General features: G+C 73.1%; 17 protein-coding genes and 1 tRNA gene. 9 read left to right on the forward strand and 9 right to left on the reverse strand.

The genetic code is table 11. The annotated features are described in order from the left end of the window. Nucleotides 1-33 precede the first annotated feature (33 nt). From glpK to ACZ4SV_RS21250, 3 genes are all read left to right on the forward strand, one after another. Entirely contained in the window at nt 34-1,572 is a 1,539-nt protein-coding gene (gene glpK / locus ACZ4SV_RS21240) for a glycerol kinase GlpK (RefSeq protein ID WP_365879751.1), read from the forward strand. 48 nt (nt 1,573-1,620) lie between these two features. Next, the gene (locus ACZ4SV_RS21245) at nt 1,621-3,237 is read left to right on the forward strand and encodes a glycerol-3-phosphate dehydrogenase/oxidase (protein WP_468005986.1); all 1,617 of its coding nucleotides are present in this window, start codon (nt 1,621-1,623) and stop codon (nt 3,235-3,237) included. Between the two features lie 378 nt (nt 3,238-3,615). Next, nucleotides 3,616-4,527: a PAC2 family protein gene (locus ACZ4SV_RS21250; protein WP_365884418.1), complete on the forward strand. Its 912-nt coding sequence runs from the start codon at nt 3,616-3,618 to the stop codon at nt 4,525-4,527. Between the two features lie 64 nt (nt 4,528-4,591). On the opposite strand, the gene mshC is transcribed toward ACZ4SV_RS21250, so the two are convergent. From mshC to ACZ4SV_RS21270, 4 genes are all read right to left on the reverse strand, one after another. Next, on the reverse strand, nt 4,592-5,821 hold the full coding sequence (gene mshC, locus ACZ4SV_RS21255; protein WP_468005987.1) for a cysteine--1-D-myo-inosityl 2-amino-2-deoxy-alpha-D-glucopyranoside ligase: 1,230 nt from the start codon (nt 5,819-5,821) through the stop codon (nt 4,592-4,594). Between the two features lie 93 nt (nt 5,822-5,914). After that, the gene (locus tag ACZ4SV_RS21260; protein ID WP_365882237.1) at nt 5,915-6,739 is read right to left on the reverse strand and encodes an SCO1664 family protein; all 825 of its coding nucleotides are present in this window, start codon (nt 6,737-6,739) and stop codon (nt 5,915-5,917) included. Continuing rightward, nucleotides 6,703-7,293 carry a DUF3090 domain-containing protein gene (locus ACZ4SV_RS21265; protein ID WP_365882235.1) on the reverse strand — a complete coding sequence of 197 codons (591 nt, stop codon included), beginning with the start codon at nt 7,291-7,293 and terminating at the stop codon, nt 6,703-6,705. The genes ACZ4SV_RS21260 and ACZ4SV_RS21265 overlap by 37 nt, the downstream gene beginning before the upstream one ends. 99 nt (nt 7,294-7,392) lie before the next feature. Further along, nucleotides 7,393-8,079, reverse strand: a complete 687-nt coding sequence (locus ACZ4SV_RS21270) for a histidine phosphatase family protein (protein ID WP_468005988.1) — start codon at nt 8,077-8,079, stop codon at nt 7,393-7,395. A gap of 61 nt (nt 8,080-8,140) precedes the next feature. Between ACZ4SV_RS21270 and corA the strand changes: the two genes are divergently transcribed. After that, nucleotides 8,141-9,136: a magnesium/cobalt transporter CorA gene (corA, locus tag ACZ4SV_RS21275; protein ID WP_365882231.1), complete on the forward strand. Its 996-nt coding sequence runs from the start codon at nt 8,141-8,143 to the stop codon at nt 9,134-9,136. 247 nt (nt 9,137-9,383) lie between these two features. On the opposite strand, the gene ACZ4SV_RS21280 is transcribed toward corA, so the two are convergent. Then, complete coding sequence (locus ACZ4SV_RS21280) at nt 9,384-10,439, reverse strand: LLM class F420-dependent oxidoreductase (RefSeq protein ID WP_468005989.1); 1,056 nt, start codon at nt 10,437-10,439, stop codon at nt 9,384-9,386. A 158-nt stretch (nt 10,440-10,597) separates the two neighbouring features. Here ACZ4SV_RS21280 and ACZ4SV_RS21285 point away from each other — a divergent pair, with 158 nt between their 5' ends. Further along, entirely contained in the window at nt 10,598-11,581 is a 984-nt protein-coding gene (locus ACZ4SV_RS21285) for an aldo/keto reductase (protein WP_365882227.1), read from the forward strand. After that, on the forward strand, nt 11,578-14,106 hold the full coding sequence (locus tag ACZ4SV_RS21290) for a helix-hairpin-helix domain-containing protein (RefSeq protein WP_468005990.1): 2,529 nt from the start codon (nt 11,578-11,580) through the stop codon (nt 14,104-14,106). Before ACZ4SV_RS21285 ends, ACZ4SV_RS21290 begins: the two co-directional genes overlap by 4 nt. A gap of 80 nt (nt 14,107-14,186) precedes the next feature. On the opposite strand, the gene ACZ4SV_RS21295 is transcribed toward ACZ4SV_RS21290, so the two are convergent. Beyond that, nucleotides 14,187-14,897, reverse strand: a complete 711-nt coding sequence (locus ACZ4SV_RS21295; RefSeq protein ID WP_468005991.1) for a hypothetical protein — start codon at nt 14,895-14,897, stop codon at nt 14,187-14,189. A gap of 47 nt (nt 14,898-14,944) precedes the next feature. Here ACZ4SV_RS21295 and ACZ4SV_RS21300 point away from each other — a divergent pair, with 47 nt between their 5' ends. Next, nucleotides 14,945-15,133, forward strand: a complete 189-nt coding sequence (locus tag ACZ4SV_RS21300) for a DUF5703 family protein (RefSeq protein WP_043407302.1) — start codon at nt 14,945-14,947, stop codon at nt 15,131-15,133. Between the two features lie 153 nt (nt 15,134-15,286). On the opposite strand, the gene ACZ4SV_RS21305 is transcribed toward ACZ4SV_RS21300, so the two are convergent. The 3 genes from ACZ4SV_RS21305 to ACZ4SV_RS21315 all read right to left on the reverse strand — a co-directional run bounded on the left by ACZ4SV_RS21305 (nt 15,287) and on the right by ACZ4SV_RS21315 (nt 17,943). After that, nucleotides 15,287-16,084, reverse strand: coding sequence for a chaplin (locus ACZ4SV_RS21305; protein ID WP_468005992.1), 798 nt, complete (start codon nt 16,082-16,084; stop codon nt 15,287-15,289). 142 nt (nt 16,085-16,226) lie between these two features. Next, nucleotides 16,227-16,460 carry a chaplin ChpH gene (chpH, locus tag ACZ4SV_RS21310; protein ID WP_365941585.1) on the reverse strand — a complete coding sequence of 78 codons (234 nt, stop codon included), beginning with the start codon at nt 16,458-16,460 and terminating at the stop codon, nt 16,227-16,229. A gap of 157 nt (nt 16,461-16,617) precedes the next feature. After that, nucleotides 16,618-17,943 carry a M20/M25/M40 family metallo-hydrolase gene (locus ACZ4SV_RS21315; RefSeq protein WP_365941586.1) on the reverse strand — a complete coding sequence of 442 codons (1,326 nt, stop codon included), beginning with the start codon at nt 17,941-17,943 and terminating at the stop codon, nt 16,618-16,620. Between the two features lie 217 nt (nt 17,944-18,160). Here ACZ4SV_RS21315 and ACZ4SV_RS21320 point away from each other — a divergent pair. Both ACZ4SV_RS21320 and ACZ4SV_RS21325 read left to right on the forward strand, forming a co-directional pair. Then, nucleotides 18,161-18,248: transfer RNA gene (locus ACZ4SV_RS21320), tRNA-Leu, on the forward strand. A gap of 115 nt (nt 18,249-18,363) precedes the next feature. Continuing rightward, nucleotides 18,364-19,020, forward strand: a complete 657-nt coding sequence (locus ACZ4SV_RS21325) for an HD domain-containing protein (protein WP_397937059.1) — start codon at nt 18,364-18,366, stop codon at nt 19,018-19,020. Nucleotides 19,021-19,025: the final 5 nt, after the last annotated feature.

Genomic DNA, 19,025 nt, shown 5'->3' on the forward strand with positions numbered 1-19,025 from the left:
CACCCCCTCACCACGGACTTTCAGGAGCACACAGTGACCGACGCCCACACCGCAGGCCCCTTCATCGCGGCGATCGACCAGGGCACGACCTCCTCGCGCTGCATCGTCTTCGACCGGGACGGCCGGATCGTCTCCGTCGACCAGAAGGAACACGAGCAGATCTTCCCCAAGCCGGGCTGGGTCGAACACGACGCCGACGAGATCTGGACCAACGTCCAGGAGGTCGTCGCCGGTGCCATCGCCAAGGCCGGCATCACCCGGGACGACATCAAGGCCATCGGCATCACCAACCAGCGCGAGACCACCGTGCTGTGGGACAAGAACACCGGTGAGCCCGTCCACAACGCCATCGTCTGGCAGGACACCCGCACCGACGCCCTCTGCCGGGAGCTGGGCCGCAACGTCGGCCAGGACCGCTTCCGCCGGGAGACCGGTCTGCCGCTCGCGTCGTACTTCGCCGGCCCCAAGGCCCGCTGGCTGCTCGACAACGTCGAGGGCCTGCGCGAGCGCGCCGAGGCGGGCGACATCCTCTTCGGCACCATGGACACCTGGGTCATCTGGAACCTGACCGGCGGTGTCGACGGCGGCCGGCACGTCACCGACGTCACCAACGCCTCCCGCACCATGCTGATGAACCTGCACACGATGCGGTGGGACGAGCGGATCGCCGAGTCGATCGGCGTGCCGCTGCAGATCCTGCCCGAGATCCGCTCCTCCGCCGAGGTCTACGGCGAGGTCACCGGCGGCCGGCTCGGCGAGCTGCTCGGCGGCATCCCGGTCGCCTCCGCGCTCGGCGACCAGCAGGCGGCCCTGTTCGGCCAGACCTGTTTCTCCGAGGGCGAGACCAAGTCGACCTACGGCACCGGCACCTTCATGGTGATGAACACCGGTGACAAGATCATCAACTCCTACGCCGGTCTGCTGACCACCGTCGGCTACAAGATCGGCGAGCAGCCGACGGTGTACGCCCTGGAGGGCTCGATCGCCGTCACCGGCTCGCTGGTGCAGTGGATGCGCGACCAGATGGGCCTGATCTCCACCGCCGCCGAGATCGAGACGCTGGCGCTCTCGGTCGAGGACAACGGCGGCGCCTACTTCGTGCCGGCCTTCTCCGGCCTGTTCGCCCCGCACTGGCGCTCCGACGCCCGCGGTGTGATCGCCGGTCTGACCCGGTACGTCACCAAGGCGCACCTCGCGCGCGCCGTCCTGGAGGCCACCGCCTGGCAGACCCGGGAGATCGCCGACGCCATGGTCAAGGACTCCGGCGACGAGCTGGTGACCCTCAAGGTCGACGGCGGCATGACCGCCAACAACCTGCTGATGCAGACCCTGGCCGACGTCCTGGACGCGCCCGTGGTGCGCCCGATGGTCGCCGAGACCACCTGCCTCGGCGCCGCCTACGCCGCCGGCCTCGCCGTCGGCTTCTGGTCCAGCACCGACGAGCTGCGCGCCAACTGGCGCCGGGCCGCCGAGTGGACCCCCCGCATGGACGCGGAGACCCGCGACCGTGAGTACAAGAACTGGCTCAAGGCCGTCGAGCGGACCATGGGCTGGATCGAGGACGAGAGCTGAGCGGGCCAAGACGGCTCAGACATCTCTGACGAGGAGTAAGTACCCGACATGACCAGTCAGTCCACCCTGCAGTCCGTGCCCGCCCTGGGGACGCACCCGGCCTCCGGCTCCAACCCGAGCCGCGCCGAGACCAGGGAGCAGCTCGCCAAGGCGTCGTACGACCTTCTTGTGATCGGCGGCGGCATCCTGGGCATCTCCACCGCCTGGCACGCCGCCCAGTCCGGTCTCAGGGTGGCGCTGGTCGACGCCGGCGACTTCGCCGGTGCCACCTCCTCCGCCTCCTCCAAGCTGCTCCACGGCGGTCTGCGCTACCTGCAGACCGGCGCGGTGAAGCTGGTGGCGGAGAACCACTTCGAGCGCCGTGCGGTCTCCCGCCAGGTGGCCCCCCACCTGGCGAACCCGCTCACCTTCTACCTCCCCGTGTACAAGGGCGGCCCGCACGGCGCGGCGAAGCTGGGCGCGGGCGTCTTCGCCTACTCGGCGCTCTCCGCGTTCGGCGACGGCGTCGGCCACCTGCTCTCCCCCGCCAAGGCGGCGCAGGACGTGCCCGAGCTGCGCACGGAGAACCTCAAGGCCGTGGCCGTGTACGGCGACGACCAGATGAACGACGCGCGCATGGCGCTGATGACGGTCCGCGCGGCCGTCGAGGCGGGCGCGGTCGTGCTCAACCACGCCGAGGTCGCCGGGCTGCGCTTCACCCGGGGCCGGGTCACCGGCGCCGACCTCAGGGACCGGCTGTCCGGCGAGGAGTTCGGCGTCAACGCCCGCCTGGTGCTGAACGCGACCGGCCCCTGGGTCGACCACCTGCGCAGGATGGAGGACCCGGACGCGGCGCCGTCCATCCGGCTGTCCAAGGGCGCGCACCTGGTCCTGAAGCGCACCTCGCCCTGGAAGGCCGCGCTCGCCACGCCCATCGACAAGTACCGCATCACCTTCGCCCTCCCGTGGGAGGACATGCTGCTGCTCGGCACCACCGACGAGGAGTACGAGGGCGACCCGGCGGAGGTGTCCGTCACCGAGCAGGACATAGCCCAGATCCTGGACGAGGCCGCGTTCTCCGTGCGGGACCAGCAGCTCCAGCGGGATCTGATCACCTACGCGTTCGCCGGCCTGCGGGTGCTGCCGGGCGGCCCCGGCGACACCGCCAAGGCCAAGCGCGAGACCGTGGTGACCGAGGGCAGGGGCGGGATGCTGTCCGTCGCGGGCGGCAAGTGGACGACGTTCCGGCACATCGGCCGGACGATCATGAAGAAGCTGGAGGCGCTGCCGGGCCACCCGCTCGGCGACGACTTCGAGCCGGTCTCCTCGCTGCCGAAGAAGATGCCGCTGCCCGGTGTCGCCAACCCGCGCGCGGTCGCCCACCGGCTGCTGGTGGACCACCCGGCGCCCGGCCCGCGCATGGCCGCCGACACCGCCAGGCACCTGGCCACCCACTACGGCTCGCTGGCGTTCGACATCGCCCGCCTGGCGAACGAGAACCCGGAGCTGGCCGAGCGCGTCCACCCCGAGGCCCCCGAGATCTGGGCGCAGGTGGTCTGGGCCCGCGACCACGAGTGGGCCGAGACGCCGGACGACGTGCTGCGCCGCCGGACCACGCTGACCATCCGCGGCCTGGCCACGGACGAGATCCGCGCCAAGGTCCGGGACGTGCTGGACAAGAAGTAGCCGGCAGGCGCGAGGGCGGCCCCCACCGCGAGCGGGGAGGCCGCCCTCGCGCGTGCCCGGGGCCCGGCGCCCGTGCGCGGTGCTGTGCCGACGTCCGTGCGCGGTGCCGGTGCCGGTGGCGGTGCCGGTGCCGGTGGTGGTGCCGGTGCCGTGCCGGCCGCGCGACGGGCCGTCCGGGGCCGCCGGCCGGTCCCGGGCGGGAGCGGGCCCGGAGAGGACGCGGCGCGGCACGCTGGGAGTCGGTGATCGCGGGGTGTTCCGTGCCGGGGAACGGGGCAGTGATCCGTTCACACCCCCGTGCAAGGGGACTGCGGGCGCCCCCGCCGGACGCCGTAAGGTTGGTGAGTCAGGCGAGGGCACGTCGGAAGGAGGCACTGGGTGATCGAGCTGGAGGGGGTTCCCGAGCTGATCGACCCAGTCATGGTGGCCGCGTTCGAGGGCTGGAACGATGCCGGCGACGCCGCCTCCACGGCGGTCGCGCACCTGGACCGCGAATGGAAGGGCGAGGTGTTCGCGGCGCTGGACGCCGAGGACTACTACGACTTCCAGGTGAACCGCCCCACGGTGTTCATGGACGGCGGTGTGCGCAAGATCACGTGGCCGACGACCCGGTTGTCGGTGGTGCGGGTCGGCGGCGACAAGCCGCGCGACCTGGTGCTGGTCCGCGGTATCGAGCCGTCCATGCGGTGGCGCTCGTTCTGCAACGAGCTGCTCGGTTTCGCGCACGAACTCGGCGTGGAGCTGGTGGTGATCCTGGGCGCCCTGCTCGGGGACACCCCGCACACGCGTCCGGTGCCGGTCAGCGGCGTCACGTCCGACCCGGACCTGGCTCGCCGCATGGACCTGGAGGAGACCAAGTACGAGGGCCCGACGGGCATCGTCGGCGTCCTCCAGGAGGCGTGCACGCACGCGGGCGTCCCGGCGGTCTCGCTGTGGGCGGCCGTACCGCACTACGTCTCCCAGCCGCCGAACCCGAAGGCCACGCTGGCGCTGCTCAACCGGCTGGAGGACCTGCTGGACCTGCGGATCCCGCAGGGCGAGCTGCCCGAGGACGCGCGGGCCTGGCAGGTGGGCGTGGACCAGCTCGCGGCCGAGGACAGCGAGGTCGCCGAGTACGTGCAGACGCTGGAGGAGGCCCGGGACACCGCCGAGCTGCCGGAGGCGTCGGGTGAGGCCATCGCCCGCGAGTTCGAGCGGTATCTGCGGCGGCGGGACGTCAGCCCGCCGGGCGGCAAGCCCCGGCCGTCCTCGGGCGGTGCCAAGGACGACGAGGACACCTCGGAGGACTGAGGACACGTGAGAAGGGGCGGTTCCCGTGCGGGAACCGCCCCTTCTCGTGTGTCCGCGACCGTGGCTAGAGGGCCACGCCCAGCAGTGCGTCCACCGCCCTGGTCACCAGGCCCGGGGCCGCGGGGTCGGAACCGCCCCCGGCTTCCTGGCCGGCCGCCCAGCGGTCGACCGCGGCGAGGGCGGACGGGGCGTCCAGGTCGTGGGCCAGGGCCTCGCGGATCTCCTCCACCAGGGCGTCGGCGGACGGGCCGTCGGGCCGGGAGACGGCCGCGCGCCAGCGGCCGAGGCGGGCCACGGCGTCCTGGAGGACCTGGTCGGTCCACTCCCAGTCGGCCCGGTAGTGGTGGGCCAGCAGGGCCAGCCGGATGGCGGCGGGGTCGACGCCGTCGCGGCGCAGCCGGGAGACGAAGACGAGGTTGCCCTTGGACTTGGACATCTTCTCGCCGTCCAGGGCGACCATGCCGGCGTGGACGTACGCCTTGGCCATCGGGAACTCGCCGGTGAGCACCTGAGCGTGCGAGGCGCCCATCTCGTGGTGCGGGAAGGCGAGGTCCGAGCCGCCGCCCTGGACGTCGAAGCCCATGCCCAGGTGGTCCAGGGCGATGGCCACGCACTCGATGTGCCAGCCGGGGCGGCCCCGGCCGAGCGAGCCGCCGTCCCAGCTCGGCTCGCCCTCGCGGGCCGCCATCCACAGCATCGGGTCCAGCGGGTTCTTCTTGCCCGGGCGGTCCGGGTCGCCGCCGCGCTCGGCGGACAGCAGCCGCATCGCGGCGGCGTCCAGGTGTGACACCGTCCCGAAGTGCGGGTCGGACTCGACGGAGAAGTAGACGTCGCCTTCCAGCTCGTAAGCCGCGCCGAGGTCGCGCAGCCGCTCCACGAGCGGGACGATGCCCGGTATCGCCTCGACGGCACCGATGTAGTGCCGCGGCGGGAGCATCCGCAGGGCGGTCATGTCCTCGCGGAAGAGGGCCGTCTCCTTCTCGGCGAGGCCGGTCCAGTCGACGCCGTCCCGCTCGGCCCGCTCCAGCAGCGGATCGTCGACGTCGGTGACGTTCTGGACGTAGTGAACCTGCCGCTTGGTGTCGAGCCACACGCGCTGCACCAGGTCGAACGCGTTGTAGGTCGCCGCGTGACCCATGTGGGTCGCGTCGTACGGCGTGATGCCGCAGACGTAGATGCGGGCGACGGGACCGGGGTCGAGGGAGACCAGGCCGCCGGTCGCGGTGTCGTGGATCCTCAGGTCGCGGCCCTGACCAGGCAGGGCGGGGACCTCGGAAGCGGGCCAGGCATGCATGTACATGAGCCTAACCGGCGCCGAGCTGCGGATACGAACGGGATCGGGCCTGATGGCCGGTTTCGCGGTCTTGTACCTCGGCGCCGGGTGTGCTCACACGGGCGGCCAGGGGATGGCGGGCCACTCTCCGCTGGGTTCCGGGTGCAGGCCCGAGGCGAGCAGCGCCTCGACCCGCGCGCGTGTGGCGTCGGTCTCGGCCGCCGTGATCAGCCCCGTCAGCCGCTCGCCGAGCGGGCCGTCCAGGGCGTCCCGGAGCCGCTTGAGCACGTCGACGGCTTCCGGGGTGAGCGGTTCCCCGGCCCAGCCCCACAGCAGGGTGCGCAGCTTGTTGTCGACGTTGAAGGTGACGCCGTGGTCGATGCCGTAGAGCCGGCCGTCGGCGGTGGGCAGCAGGTGGCCGCCCTTGCGGTCGGCGTTGTTGATCACCGCGTCCAGGACGGCGAGCCGGCGCAGCCGCTCGTCGTCGGCGTGCACCAGCAGCGCGGTGCGGCCCTCGCCGACCTCGGCGAGGCCGATCGCCTTCCAGCCCGGCTCCGGTTCCCCGGCGTCGACCAGGGCGAGCAGTTCCGCCTCGGCGTGCACGTCGATCCATAGCTGGCACATGCCCTCGCCGTACGGCCCGTCGCGCAGCACGGTCGGCGGCACCAGGCCCCAGCCGGTGGCCTCGGAGACCTCGTAGGCGGCCACCTCGCGGCCCGCCAGGGTGCCGTCGGGGAAATCCCACAGCGGGCGCTCCCCGGCCACCGGCTTGTACACGCAGGAGGCGGTGTGGCCGTCCAGGGCGACCGTGCACAGCAGCGCCGCGTTGGACGCCTCGCGGATCCGTCCGCGCACGGTCAGTTCACCCCGCGCGAGCAGTCCGGCGGGGTCGGGACCGGCCGTCACGCTCCCCGGCGGTATCCGTTCTGGCGCGGACATACGTGTCCTTCCGGGTCGAGCGGGAGGCTGCACAGCGGGCACGGCGGCCGCCCGGCGTTGACGACGTCGAGGGCGCGCTTGGCGAAGGCCCGGGCCTGCGCGCCGGTCAGCCGGACCCGCAGCATCGGGGGCCCGTTCTCCTCGTCCTGGAGCAGGCGCTCCTCGGCCTCGGCGAGGTCCTCGTCCGTGTCGGCGTCCAGCTCGACCAGGGCCTGCGCCTCGACGATCATGCGCTGGTCCTCGCCGTCCCAGGCCAGGGCCATGGTGCCGACGCGGAACTCCTCCTCGATGGGAGTGTCGAGCGGGGCGCTGTCGGCAACCTCGGTGGGCACCACGGCGGGGACGGCGGCGCTGCCGCCACTACGCCGTACGACCTCGTCCAGCAGTTCGTCCATGCGCTCGGCGAGCGCGGCGACCTGGGTCTTCTCCAGGGCCACGCTGGTCACCCGGGAGCCTGCGGTGGCCTGGAGGAAGAACGTACGGCGCCCGGGCAGTCCGACCGTGCCGGCCACGAAGCGGTCCGGCTGGTCGTAGAGGAACACCTGACGGGACACGTCCTGTCTCCATTGATGTCGTGGTTTCGTAAGGTTCGGCGGTGCTGGCCGTGCGGGTAAGCGACGGGGTGGATCGCTTCACCCTACTGCGACCGACGATCACGGTGCGCCCGCACCGCCCCCGACCGGTGCGTCGCCCTCGCCGGGTTCCTCGCGCGGGACCAGGGAGGCGAAGTCGCCGGTGTCGCCGAGGCGCACCAGGAACGGCCGGAGCCGGGTGTAGCGGATCACGGTGACGGAGCACGGCTCCACGGAGATCCGCTGGAAGAGGTCGAGGTGCAGACCGAGGGCGTCGGCGACGAGGGACTTGATGATGTCGCCGTGGGAGCACATCAGGTAGACGGCGTCGGCGCCGTGGTCGCGCTCCACGCGGGCGTTCCACTCGCGGACGGCCTCGGCGGCGCGGGTCTGCATGGCCCGCATGGACTCGCCGCCCGGGAAGGCGGCGGCGGACGGATGGGCCTGCACGACCTGCATCAGCGGCTCGTCGTTCAGCTCGGCCAGCTTGCGGCCGGACCAGTCGCCGTAGTCGCACTCCGAGATGCGCTCCTCGGCGTGGGCGCTCAGGCCGGGGCGCGCCTCCAGCAGCGGCTGCACGGTCTCCCGGCAGCGCTGGAGCGGGCTGGTGACCACCTCGTGGACCGGCAGGCCGGCCAGCCGCGCGGGCAGCGCGGCCGCCTGGGCGGCGCCGCGCTCGTCCAGTGCGACGCCGGGTGTCCGCCCGGCGAGCAGGCCCGAGGTGTTGGCGGTGGAACGTCCGTGCCTTACGAGGATCAGCGTGGGCATGCGGCAAGGGTAGGCGCATCGGGAAGTGCGCCGTTGACCGGGCGAAGGGAGAATGCGCTCCGTGATCATGGACTGCGCCGTGTACCGGCACGGGCACCGCACCGAGGGTTCCGGGGACCTGTCCGACGCGCTGGACGCGGCGCGGGCGGCGGGCGGCTTCGTGTGGATCGGCCTGCACGAGCCCTCGGAGAGGGAGTTCGACCTGGTCACCCAGGAGTTCGGACTGCACCCGCTGGCCGTGGAGGACGCGCTCAAGGCACATCAGCGGCCCAAACTGGAGGTGTACGACGACTCGTTGTTCATGGTGCTGAAACCGGTCGTCTACGAGCCCGAGAGCGACACGGTCTCGGCCGGCGAGGTGATGGTCTTCGTCGGCGAGAACTTCGTGGTCACGGTCCGCCACGGCGACGGTGCGCCGCTGGCGGCCGTGCGGCACCGGCTGGAGAAGGAGCCGGACATGCTCGACAAGGGGCCGACCGCCGTGCTGTACGCGATCGCCGACGCCACCGTCGACCACTATCTGGAGGTGGCGACGGAGCTGCAGACCGACCTCGACGAGCTGGAGGCGGAGGTGTTCCGGCCGGAAGTCGGCGGTTCCCGCAACACCGCGTCCCGGATCTACACCTTCAAGCGGCAGGTCCTGGAGTTCCGCCGGGCGACCGGGCCGCTCGCGCTGCCGCTGGCCCGGCTGGCCGGCAGCGGTCCGCTCGGCACGTCGGTGCCGTTCGTGCACGACGAGTCGCGGCCCTTCTTCCGGGACGTGAACGACCACCTCACACGCGTGTCGGAGAGCGTGGAGGCCCTGGACCGGCTGGTTTCGGACATCCTGTCGGCGCATCTGGCGCAGATGAGCGTCCGGCAGAACGACGACATGCGCAAGATCTCCGCGTGGGCGGCGATGGCCGCGGTCCCCACCATGATCGCGGGCATCTACGGCATGAACTTCGACCACATGCCCGAGCTGCACTGGGTGTGGTCGTACCCGGCGGTGATCGTGGTGATGGCCGCGCTGGAGGTGCTGCTGTACGGGCTGTTCAAGCGGCGCGGCTGGCTGTGAGCGGAGCCGGCCGGCCGAGCGCGCGGTCCGGGGCGGGGGCGCCACGGTCACCTGGGGCGGGGCGGTGGTGACGCGTGACGGAGGCGGCACGGGGCGGTGGTGACCCGGGGCGGGGCGGGCCGGTGGTGATCGTGGCGGGAAAGAAGGGGCCGGAGGTCGTAACCGGGCGGTGCCGGGCGCGTTGTTCTCCGTGACGGCCGTGGCGGGGAAGCCCCCCGAGCCCCCACCACGGCCGGGGAAGACTCCGTCAGGCCAGCCCGGCGCGCTCCAGGGCCTCACTGCCGGCCCGCAGCGAGGCGATCCGCTCCTCCAGCGTGAAGCCGGCCGGGGAGAGGCTGAGGGTGGTGACGCCGGCGGCGGCGTAGGCCTGCATCCGGTCGGCGATCCGGTCGACGGAGCCCAGCAGCGTGGTCTGGTCGATGAGGTCCTGCGGGACCGCGGCGGCGGCACCGTCCTTGTCCCCCGACAGGTAGGCGCGCTGGATCTCGGCGGCCGCCTCCTCGTAGCCCATGCGCTGGGCGAGCCGGTTGTAGAAGTTCTGCTTGGCGCTGCCCATGCCGCCCACGTACAGCGCGGTGTACGGGCGGAAGGCGTCCGCGAGCCGGGCCACGTCCCGGTCCTCGCCGACGGCGATCGGCAGGGTCGGGCACACGTCGAACCCGTCCAGCGTCAGGCCCGCCTTCTCCCGGCCCGCGCGCAGGTACCCGATCGTGGTCTCCTCCAGGTGCTCGGCGGAGGGGAAGATGAGCAGCGCGCCGTCGGCGATCTCGCCGGTCTGCTCCAGGTTCTTCGGACCGATCGCGGCGATGTAGAGCGGGATGTGCTCGCGCTGCGGGTGCACGGTCAGCTTGAGCGGCTTGCCCGGGCCGCCGGGCAGCGGCAGCGTCCAGTGCTCGCCGTCGTAGGACAGCCGCTCCCGGGTCAGCGCCCTGCGGACGATCTCCACGTACTCGCGGGTGCGGGCGAGCGGCTTGTCGAACGTGACGCCGTACCAGCCCTCGGAGACCTGCGGCCCGGAGACGCCGAGGCCGAGCCGGAACCGGCCGCCGGAGAGCGAGTCGAGCGTGGCGGCGGTCATCGCGGTCATCGCGGGCTGGCGGGCCGGGATCTGGAAGATGGCCGAGCCGACGTCGATGCGTTCGGTGCGCGCGGCGACCCAGCTGAGCACGGTGGCCGCGTCGGAGCCGTAGGCCTCGGCGGCCCAGCACACCGCGTAGCCCAGCCGGTCGGCCTCCTGCGCGACGGCCAGGTTGTCGCCGTCCATTCCGGCACCCCAATACCCCAGGTTGATCCCGAGCTGCATACGCGCTTCCCCTTACCGGTGAGTAACGTCCCTTGACCGTGACCTTAGCGCGCGGTGGGCGGCGGTTGTCCACAGGCCACCACGCGGTGCGGAGCGCGGCCGGACCGGTTGTCCACAGGCCACCCACCGCACCGGTTCCGGCCAGTAATCTCGCCCGCATGGAGCAGAGGCATCTGGGCCGTACCGGCCTGCGCGTGTCCCGGATCGGGCTCGGCACCCTCACCTGGGGACGGGACACCGACGAGCACGACGCCGCGGACATGCTGAAAGCGTTCTGGGAGGCCGGCGGGAGCCTCGTCGACACCGCGGACGTGTACGGCGACGGAGAGGCGGAGTACCTGCTCGGACGGCTCATGGACGGCCTGGTGCCGCGCCGGGACCTGGTCGTCTCCACCAAGGCCGGCAGCGTGCCCGACCCCGACCGCCGCTTCGACGGCTCCCGCGGCCACCTGCTCGCCGCCCTCGACGCCTCGCTGGCCCGGCTCGGCACGGAGTACGTCGACGTGTGGCACATCCACGCCTACGACCCGGACACCCCGCTGGAGGAGACGCTCCAGGCCCTCGACCTCGCGGTGAGCAGCGGCCGGGCGCGGTACGCGGGCGTGTCCAACTTCTGCGGCTGGCAACTGGCCAAGGCGGCCACCTGGCAGCTCGCGGCGCCGGGCACCCGCACCCGGCTGGCCAGCACGCAGATGGAGTACTCGCTGCTCCAGCGCGGTGTGGAGCGCGAGGTGCTGCCGGCCGCGCGCGACCTCGGGATCGGCCTGCTGCCCTCCTCCCCGCTCGGCCGGGGCGTGCTCACCGGCAAGTACCGGCACACCACTCCCGCGGACTCGCGCGGCGCCTCCGAGCACCTGGCGCCGTTCGTCGAGCCGTACCTGGACGACACGGCGACCCGCATCGTGGACGCGGTGACGACGGCGGCGGACGGGCTCGCGGTCAGCCCGCTCCAGGTGGCCCTGGCCTGGGTGCGGGACCGGCCCGGGGTGACCGCGCCGATCGTCGGCGCGCGCACCGCGCAGCAGCTCACGGCGGCGTTGTCAGTGGAGGCCCTTAGTCTTCCTGACGAGATCTGCCGGGCGCTGGACGATGTGTCGGCGCCCGTGCACCGCTACCCCGATCACGACTGGAGCACGCTGTGAGCACGGAGCCGGAGACCACGGAGGAAGCCGGGCCGGGGACGCCGGACACCCGTGAGACCCCGGACCAGGGCACGGACGGAGGCGTCGCGGCCGAGAGCGCGGAGGCGGCCGAGGACGCGCCCGAGGGTCCCGGGGGTACGGAGGGTACGGAGGCGGCCGACGGCGCGTCCGAGGGTTCCTCCGGGGCGCAGGACAGCGGCGTCCTGGAGGACACCGGCGCTGTGGACGACACCGGCGCCGTGGGGGCCGGGGAAGGCGGGCAGGAGGCGCAGGCCGCCGCCGAGGGCACGGGAGGTGCCGCTGAGGGCGAGGGAGACACCGCCGAGGGCACGGAAGGTGCCGCCGAGGGCACGGAAGGTGCCGCCGAGGGCACGGGAGGTGCCGCCGAGGGCGGGGCCGGCGCGGCCGGGCTGTCCGAGGCTGCGGCCGAGCTGGCCGCGCAGCGGATCGAGCGCGAGCGGATCGAGCGGCGCAAGGCCGAGCGGGACCGGATCGCCAGCGGTGCCAAGCTCAGCGGCACGGCGGCCGACCTGCTCGCGGCGGTCCGGGCCGTGGAGAGCGGCGAGAAGCCGGTGGCCACGGCGTTCGCCGGGCCCGCGCCGGCACCGCGCCGCCCCGCCCCGGAACCGGCGCGCAGGCCCCAGCCGGTCCCGGTCCCGGCCGCGCCCGCCGGACCCGCGCCGGAGACCGTCGACGCCGTGCGCGCCGTGCTGACCGAGGGCGGCGCGCCCGACAGCCTGGCTCCCCAGGTCGCGGCGGTCCTCGGCGAGGGCGCCGGCACCGTGCTCCGCGAGGACCCCTGGCAGTTGCTCCGGGTCGGCGGGGTGCGGCCGGAACAGGCCGACGGCTTCGCCCGGGCGCTGCTGGGTGCCGCGTGCGGTCCGGGCGACGAGCGGCGGGGCCGGGCGCTGACCGTCTGGCTGCTGGAGCAGGCGGCCGTGGCCGGGCACACCGCCCTGGAACTGCCCGCGCTCACCGCGGCGCTGGGCCGGCAGAGCGTGCCCGACCCGGACGGGGCGCTGCAGGACGCCCTCGCCGAGGGTGAGGCGCTGGCGTTCCAGGACGCCCTGGAGGAGCCCGGCGCCCCCGCACCCCAGCACACCGGCGCCGACGAGGAGCCGGACGACGAGGAGGAGGAGCGGCCGGTCCGGGTGCTGGTCGGTCTGGAGCGGTACGCGCTGGCCGAGGAGAGCCTCGCGGACGGTCTGGCCCGGCTGGTCAACTCCCTGGCCGCGGAGGCCGGTCAGGCCTGGGAGGAGATCGCGGCCGGGCTGTCCGGCGGTGCCGCCGAGCTGGCCCGCGCGGTCGCCGGGCACGGTCTGGTGCTGCACACCGGCGGGGAGGCGGCCCGCGCGGAACCGGCCGCGCTGCTCGGCGCCGCCCGCGCCGCGGGTCTGCGGGCCTTCGCCGCCTGCCACACCCCGGACGGACACCGGCGGCTGGCCGCGCACCCGGGCGGAGCACCCGCGCCGCGCGGCGGTGACCGTGCCGAACCGGGCGGGAACCGTCCCGAGCTGGGCGGCGACCGTGACGAGCCGGGCAGGGGCCCGGGTGTGTCCGGCGGCGGTCCCGACGAGCCGGGCGTGGGCACGGTGGCCGGGCTGCTGTCCGGTGCCGAGGGTCCGGGCCGGGACGCGGACGGTGCCCTGGCACTCGATCTGTTGATCGTGCTGGACGCGCCCCAGCTCGACGTGGAGGGCGCGGCCATGCTGGTGGAGTCGCTGCCGGACGGGGCCCGGCTGGTGCTCAGCGGCGACCCCGCGGTGCTGTGGTCGGCCGGTCCGGGCCGGGTCTTCGCCGACCTGCTCGCGGCCCGGACCTGCCCGCAGATCGCCTCCCGTGTCCCCGACCCCGGTCCGCTCGGCGAGCTGGTCTCCGGCATCGGCGCGGGCGAGCTGAACCAGGTCGCCGCGCCCGGCAAGGAGATCGTCATCGTGCCGGTGCGGGACGCGGGCGAGGCGGTGCACCGGACGGTGCAGCTAGTCGCGGACTCGGTGCCACGGGCCATCGGCGTCCCGGCCGACCAGACCGTGGTGATCACCCCGGGCCACGGCGGCGCCGCGGGCACCCGTGCCCTGAACTCCGCGCTGAAGGAGCGCCTCAACCCGGGCCCGGGCCGGTTCGGCGGCTTCGATCCCGGGGACCGGATCGCCTACTCCCCCGCGCCGGGCCGCACGCTGCCGGGCGTGGTGGCGAAGGCGGACGCCGACGGGCTGCACCTGACGTGCGCCGGCGGCCCCGTCGTCGTACCCCCGGAGCGGGTGGAGGGCAGTGTCCGGCACGGCTGGGCGCTGACCGCGCACCAGGCGGCCGGCACCCGCTGGCCGGCGGCGGTGGTGGTGCTGCCCGGCGACGCCGCGCAGGCGCTCAGCCGTCCCTGGGTGTACACGGCGTTCGGCCGGGCCGAGCGGCATCTGTCCGTGGTCCACGGCGTGGAGCAGGCCCTGCCGAGAGCGGTCGCGGAGGTGCCGGCCAAGCCTCGTACGACCCGGCTGCAGACCCTGCTGCGGGCGCAGGCCGTCTGAGGTCCCGCGGGACTCGCGCGCCGCAGAGCGGCGGGCGGCGGTGCCGTGGCCGTACCAGGCCCTACGGCACCGCCGCCCGCTCACTTGCCGGTGTCGAGCGGCTCCAGCTCCTCGCCGTCCTCGCCGTCCTCATCCTCGTCGGCGTCCTCGTCGACGAAGTCGATGTCGTCCTCGTCGTGGGAGACCTCGTCGTCGAACACCGCGCTCACGTCGAACCGGCACACGACCGCCTGTGCGTCGATGTGGTCGAACGGCGCCGCCAGCCACTCGCCGGCCTCGGGTGGTTCCTCCGCCGCCGTGACCCAGAGCGTGGAGTCGCCCTCCTCCAGACCGAACTCCTTGTGCCGGGAGGCGATCTCGTCGGGTTCGAACTCGCCGAACAGGATGCCCAGCGCCCCGGGGACGGACCCGGCGGCCTCGTCGTCCGGTCCCTCGTCGTACTCCGCCGCCTCGACCCGCTGGGCCTGGGCGAGCAGCCGCTGGGGTTCCGCCACGGTGTAGTCGCGGCGGATCAGCACGCTGATCGCGTTCGGTTCGCCGGGCCCGGCGTACGGCGGCAGCGTCTCCTCGGCGCCGGGGATCTCGAAGGGCGTGACCTCGTCGTAACGGTCGTAGAGCAGTTCGTCGTACGCCTCGGCGGCAGCGGCCAGCTGGTTGAACGCCTCCGAGACGGCCGGATCGTCCTCCCCCGACCTGCGTTCGACCGCGGCGAGATGACGGTCGAGCGCGGTCTTGACCGCCTCGGCGGCGGCGCGTACCTCGGCAGCGGTGGGCTGGGCAGCATCAGACATAGTGCAGACGCTATCCGTACTGGGCACCACCCCGCACAATAGATGCGATGCCGGAATACGAATTTGTCGACGTGTACGTGCCGCGCGGGGTGTCCCGCAAGGAGGCGACGCGTCTGCTGACGGATCATGCCGAGTACGGACACTGGGAGTTGGACCGACTGAGTCTGTTGCGCGACGGGAGTCGCAAGGTGCGGTTGCGCCGGCGGATCATCCGCCAGGTGCGTGCCACCTGGTGACTCCGGGAACGTCACCGCGGAGGTGACCGGACACTACGGAAAGCGGGCCCCGCCGGCATGGCAGGGCCCGCTCCGTCGTCCGGTCACGGTTGTCGGATCACGGTTCTCGCGGCCCAGTGCCCCGGATCACGGCTCCGGGCCGGATTCCTCCGGTCACACCGCGGCCCGGGCCTTGCGGTAGAGGACCGCGCCCGCGAGCACCGCGCCCGCGCCGGCCGGCAGCGCGATGCCGAGCGGGATCTCGCTGCCCGTGTGCGCGAGCCAGCCGCCGGCCTCGGGCCGGGCGGGGCGAGCCGTCCGCGCCGTGACCTGCGTGGCGCCGTGGACCGTGGAACCTCCGGTGCCCGGGTGGGCACCCTGCGTGCCCGGGTGGGCGCCCGTACCGGACCCGCCGGGCCTGCCCGGGTGAGCGGGCGTACCGGGCTTGTCCGGGTGTCCGGGGTGGCCCGGCTTCCCGGGGTGCCCCGGCCGGCCGGGGTGGTCCGGGTGTCCCGGCTGGCCCGGGGTGCCGTGTCCGCCGTCGTCGGCGCAGTCGTTGCCCGCCGTGGTGTTCCCGGCGCCGATCACGTCGACGCTGTTGCCGCACACGTTCACCGGGATGTCGACCGGCACCTGCACGGTGTTGCCGGAGCCGACGCCCGGCGAGCCGCCGGTGTCGCCGTCCGCGTGCGAGCCGCCGGAGCCGGCGTGCGGGCCGGCCGGGGCGCCGCCGTGCTGGACGCATGTGTTGCCCACCGCCGGGTTGAGCAGCCCGACGACGTTCACGGTGTTGCCGCAGATGTTCACCGGCGCGTGCACCGGCACCTGCACCGTGTTGCCGGACAGTACGCCCGGTGAGCCGCCGGCGGCGCCCGCGGCACCCGAGTCGGCGTGTGCGTACCCGCTCGCGGCGGCGATCACGCCGGTCGCGGCGGCCATGGTCATCAGGCCCTTGCGCGTGCTCTGTCGCATGCTGGTTTCCCCCCTGCCTTCCTTGCTTTCCGTTCCGGAAAGACCAGTGCCTCGTTCTCGGAAAGCCGGTCGGCCCCGGAGCGCGCGGCGCGCGCTCCGGGGCCGACGGCTCGTCAAAGAAACGCCCCTCAGGGAGCCGGTGTCAGTCGTTGACGCAAGTGTTGCCGAAGGCGGGGTTCAGGAGCCCGATCACGTTGATCGTGTTGCCGCACACGTTCACCGGGACGTGCACGGGCACCTGGATGACATTGCCGGACACGACACCCGGGGAACCCACGGCGGCACCCTGGGCACCGGAGTCGGCGACGGCGAGACCCGCGCCCGCGAGAACGAGACCACCGGTGGCGACCGCGGCAGCGACGACCTTCTTGATCATTCTTCCTCCTAGTTGACAGTGCGACCCCAAGGCGCGGGGTCACATCAGATGCAACGAGGAGGAACTAATGAAGCTACGAACTGATCGTCGCATTCACCCTTCTCAGTGCGGCTCGTACGGCTGCCCGAATCCCCCGGTGCGACGGCCGGGGGCGGTCTCAGGACGCGTCGATGAAGCGGTCGAGCACCCGCACGCCGAACTGGAGCCCGTCGACCGGCACCCGCTCGTCCACGCCGTGGAACATGCCGGCGAAGTCCAGCTCCGGCGGCAGCTTCAGCGGGGCGAAGCCGAAGCCGCGGATGCCGAGGTCGTCGAAGGACTTGGCGTCGGTGCCGCCGGAGAGCATGTACGGGATCGCCTTGGCGGTCGGGTCCTCGGCGAGCAGCGCGGACTGCATGGCCGCCACCAGGTCGCCGTCGAAGTCGGTCTCCAGCGCCTTGTCGGTGTGCACGTCCTCGCGGCGCACGTGCGGGCCGAGCAGCCGGTCGAGGTCGGCGAGGAACTCCTCCTCGTGGCCGGGCAGGAACCGTCCGTCGATGTGGGCGGTGGCCTCGCCCGGGATGACGTTGACCTTGTAGCCGGCGTTGAGCTGGGTGGGGTTGGCGGTGTTGGAGAGGGTCGCGCCGATCAGCTTGGCGATGCCGCCCAGCTTGGCGATGGTGGCCTCCATGTCCTCCGGGTCCAGCTCGGTGCCGAGCGCGTCGCCCAGCTCGTCGAGGAAGGCCCGGGTGGTCTTGGTCACGCGCACCGGGAACTTGTGCCGGCCGACCCGGGCGACCGCCTCCGACAGCTCGGTGATGGCGTTGTCGCGGTGGATCATCGACCCGTGTCCGGCGGTGCCGGCCACCGTCAGCTTCATCCAGTGCATGCCCTTCTCGGCCGTCTGGATGAGGTAGAGCCGCCGCTGGTCGTTCACGGTGAAGGAGAAGCCGCCGACCTCGCTGATCGCCTCGGTGACGCCCTCGAACAGCTCGGGGTGGTGGTCGACCAGGTGGCGGGCGCCGTAGGTGCCGCCCGCCTCCTCGTCGGCGAGGAAGGCGACCACGATGTCCCGCGGCGGCCGGCGTCCGCTGCGCAGCCGGTCCCGGACGACCGCGAGCGTCATGGCGTCCATGTCCTTCATGTCGACGGCCCCGCGCCCCCACACGCACCCGTCGGCGACCTCACCGGAGAACGGGTCGTGGGTCCAGTCGACGGCGTTGGCCGGTACGACGTCCAGGTGGCCGTGGATGAGCAGCGCGGGCCGGGACGGGTCCTCGCCCTCGATGCGGGCCACCGTGGAGGCGCGGCCGGGGTGCGACTCGTAGACCTTCGGCTCCAGTCCGACCTCGGCCAGCTTCTCGGCGACCCATTCGGCGGCCTTGCGCTCGCCCGGTCCGGAGTGGTCGCCGTAGTTGCTGGTGTCGAACCGGATCAGCTCGCGGCAGAGGTCCACGACCTCGTCCTCGCCGGTGACGTTCCTGGCCGTGTCCGTCTCGCTCACGCTGCTTCCTCCCGCTGTCACTGCTGGTGGTTCCCCCATCCTCTCCCCGGTCCCGCTCCGGGCCCAAGACGGGGCCCGGCCTGTGACACCCCGTTCACGTGCGGCCGGCGACGGGGCCGGGGGGTGATCGGCCACCCTCGAAAGCCTGGTAATGTTTCCTTCGTCGCCGCGAGGGAAACCCCCGCCGAAGGGGAAGCCCCGCAGCGGCAGGCACCTTGTCCGGGTGGCGGAATGGCAGACGCGCTAGCTTGAGGTGCTAGTGCCCTTTATCGGGCGTGGGGGTTCAAGTCCCCCCTCGGACACCAGAGAAAAACCCCAGGTCACCTGGGGTTTTTCTGTTTCCCGGGGCACAGGCGGGCGGCCGGAGTGCCGGTCCCGAAGTCCTCCCCGGGCCGGGACCGTGCGTGTCACCATGGGTGTATGAGCGATGACCGGCGGAGCTTGCTCGCGGAGAAGACGCCCTTTCCCGACGATCTCGACCAGAGACTGCGCGCCCAGCTGACGTTCCTCGTGGAGGTGGACCAGCTCAAGACCGTGCTGCGTCAGTCGCCCCTCGCCGCGGCGGACCGCCGGGAGAACGACGCCGAGCACTCGTGGCATCTGGCGATGATGGTCGCGGTCCTCGCCGAGCACTCCGACGAGCCCATCGACGTGGGGCACACGATCCAGCTCGTCCTGGTGCACGATCTCGTGGAGATCTACGCCGGTGACACCCCTCTCTACGACGGTGCGGCGGGGATCGGTCAGCGGGAGCGGGAAGTCGCCGCGGCCGACGAACTCTTCGGCCTGCTTCCGGCGGACCAGGCAGAGCGCATGCGGGCGCTGTGGGACGAGTTCGAGGAACGCCGCACTCCCGAGGCCCGCTTCGCCAAGGCCATGGACCGGCTGCAGCCGCTTGTCCTCAACTGGATGGCCCGGGGCGGTACGTGGCGCACGCCGGGCGTCACCGCCGACGATGTCCGGGCCCGGAAGGCGGTGATCGGGGAGGCGTCCTCCTCCCTGTGGAAGGCCGGGCGGCGCCTCATCGACGAGGGTGAGGCGCGGGGCTGGTCGAGGAGTGCCGCACCCGGGGTGTGAGGGGT

Source organism: Streptomyces sp. NPDC027672 (assembly GCF_055566335.1).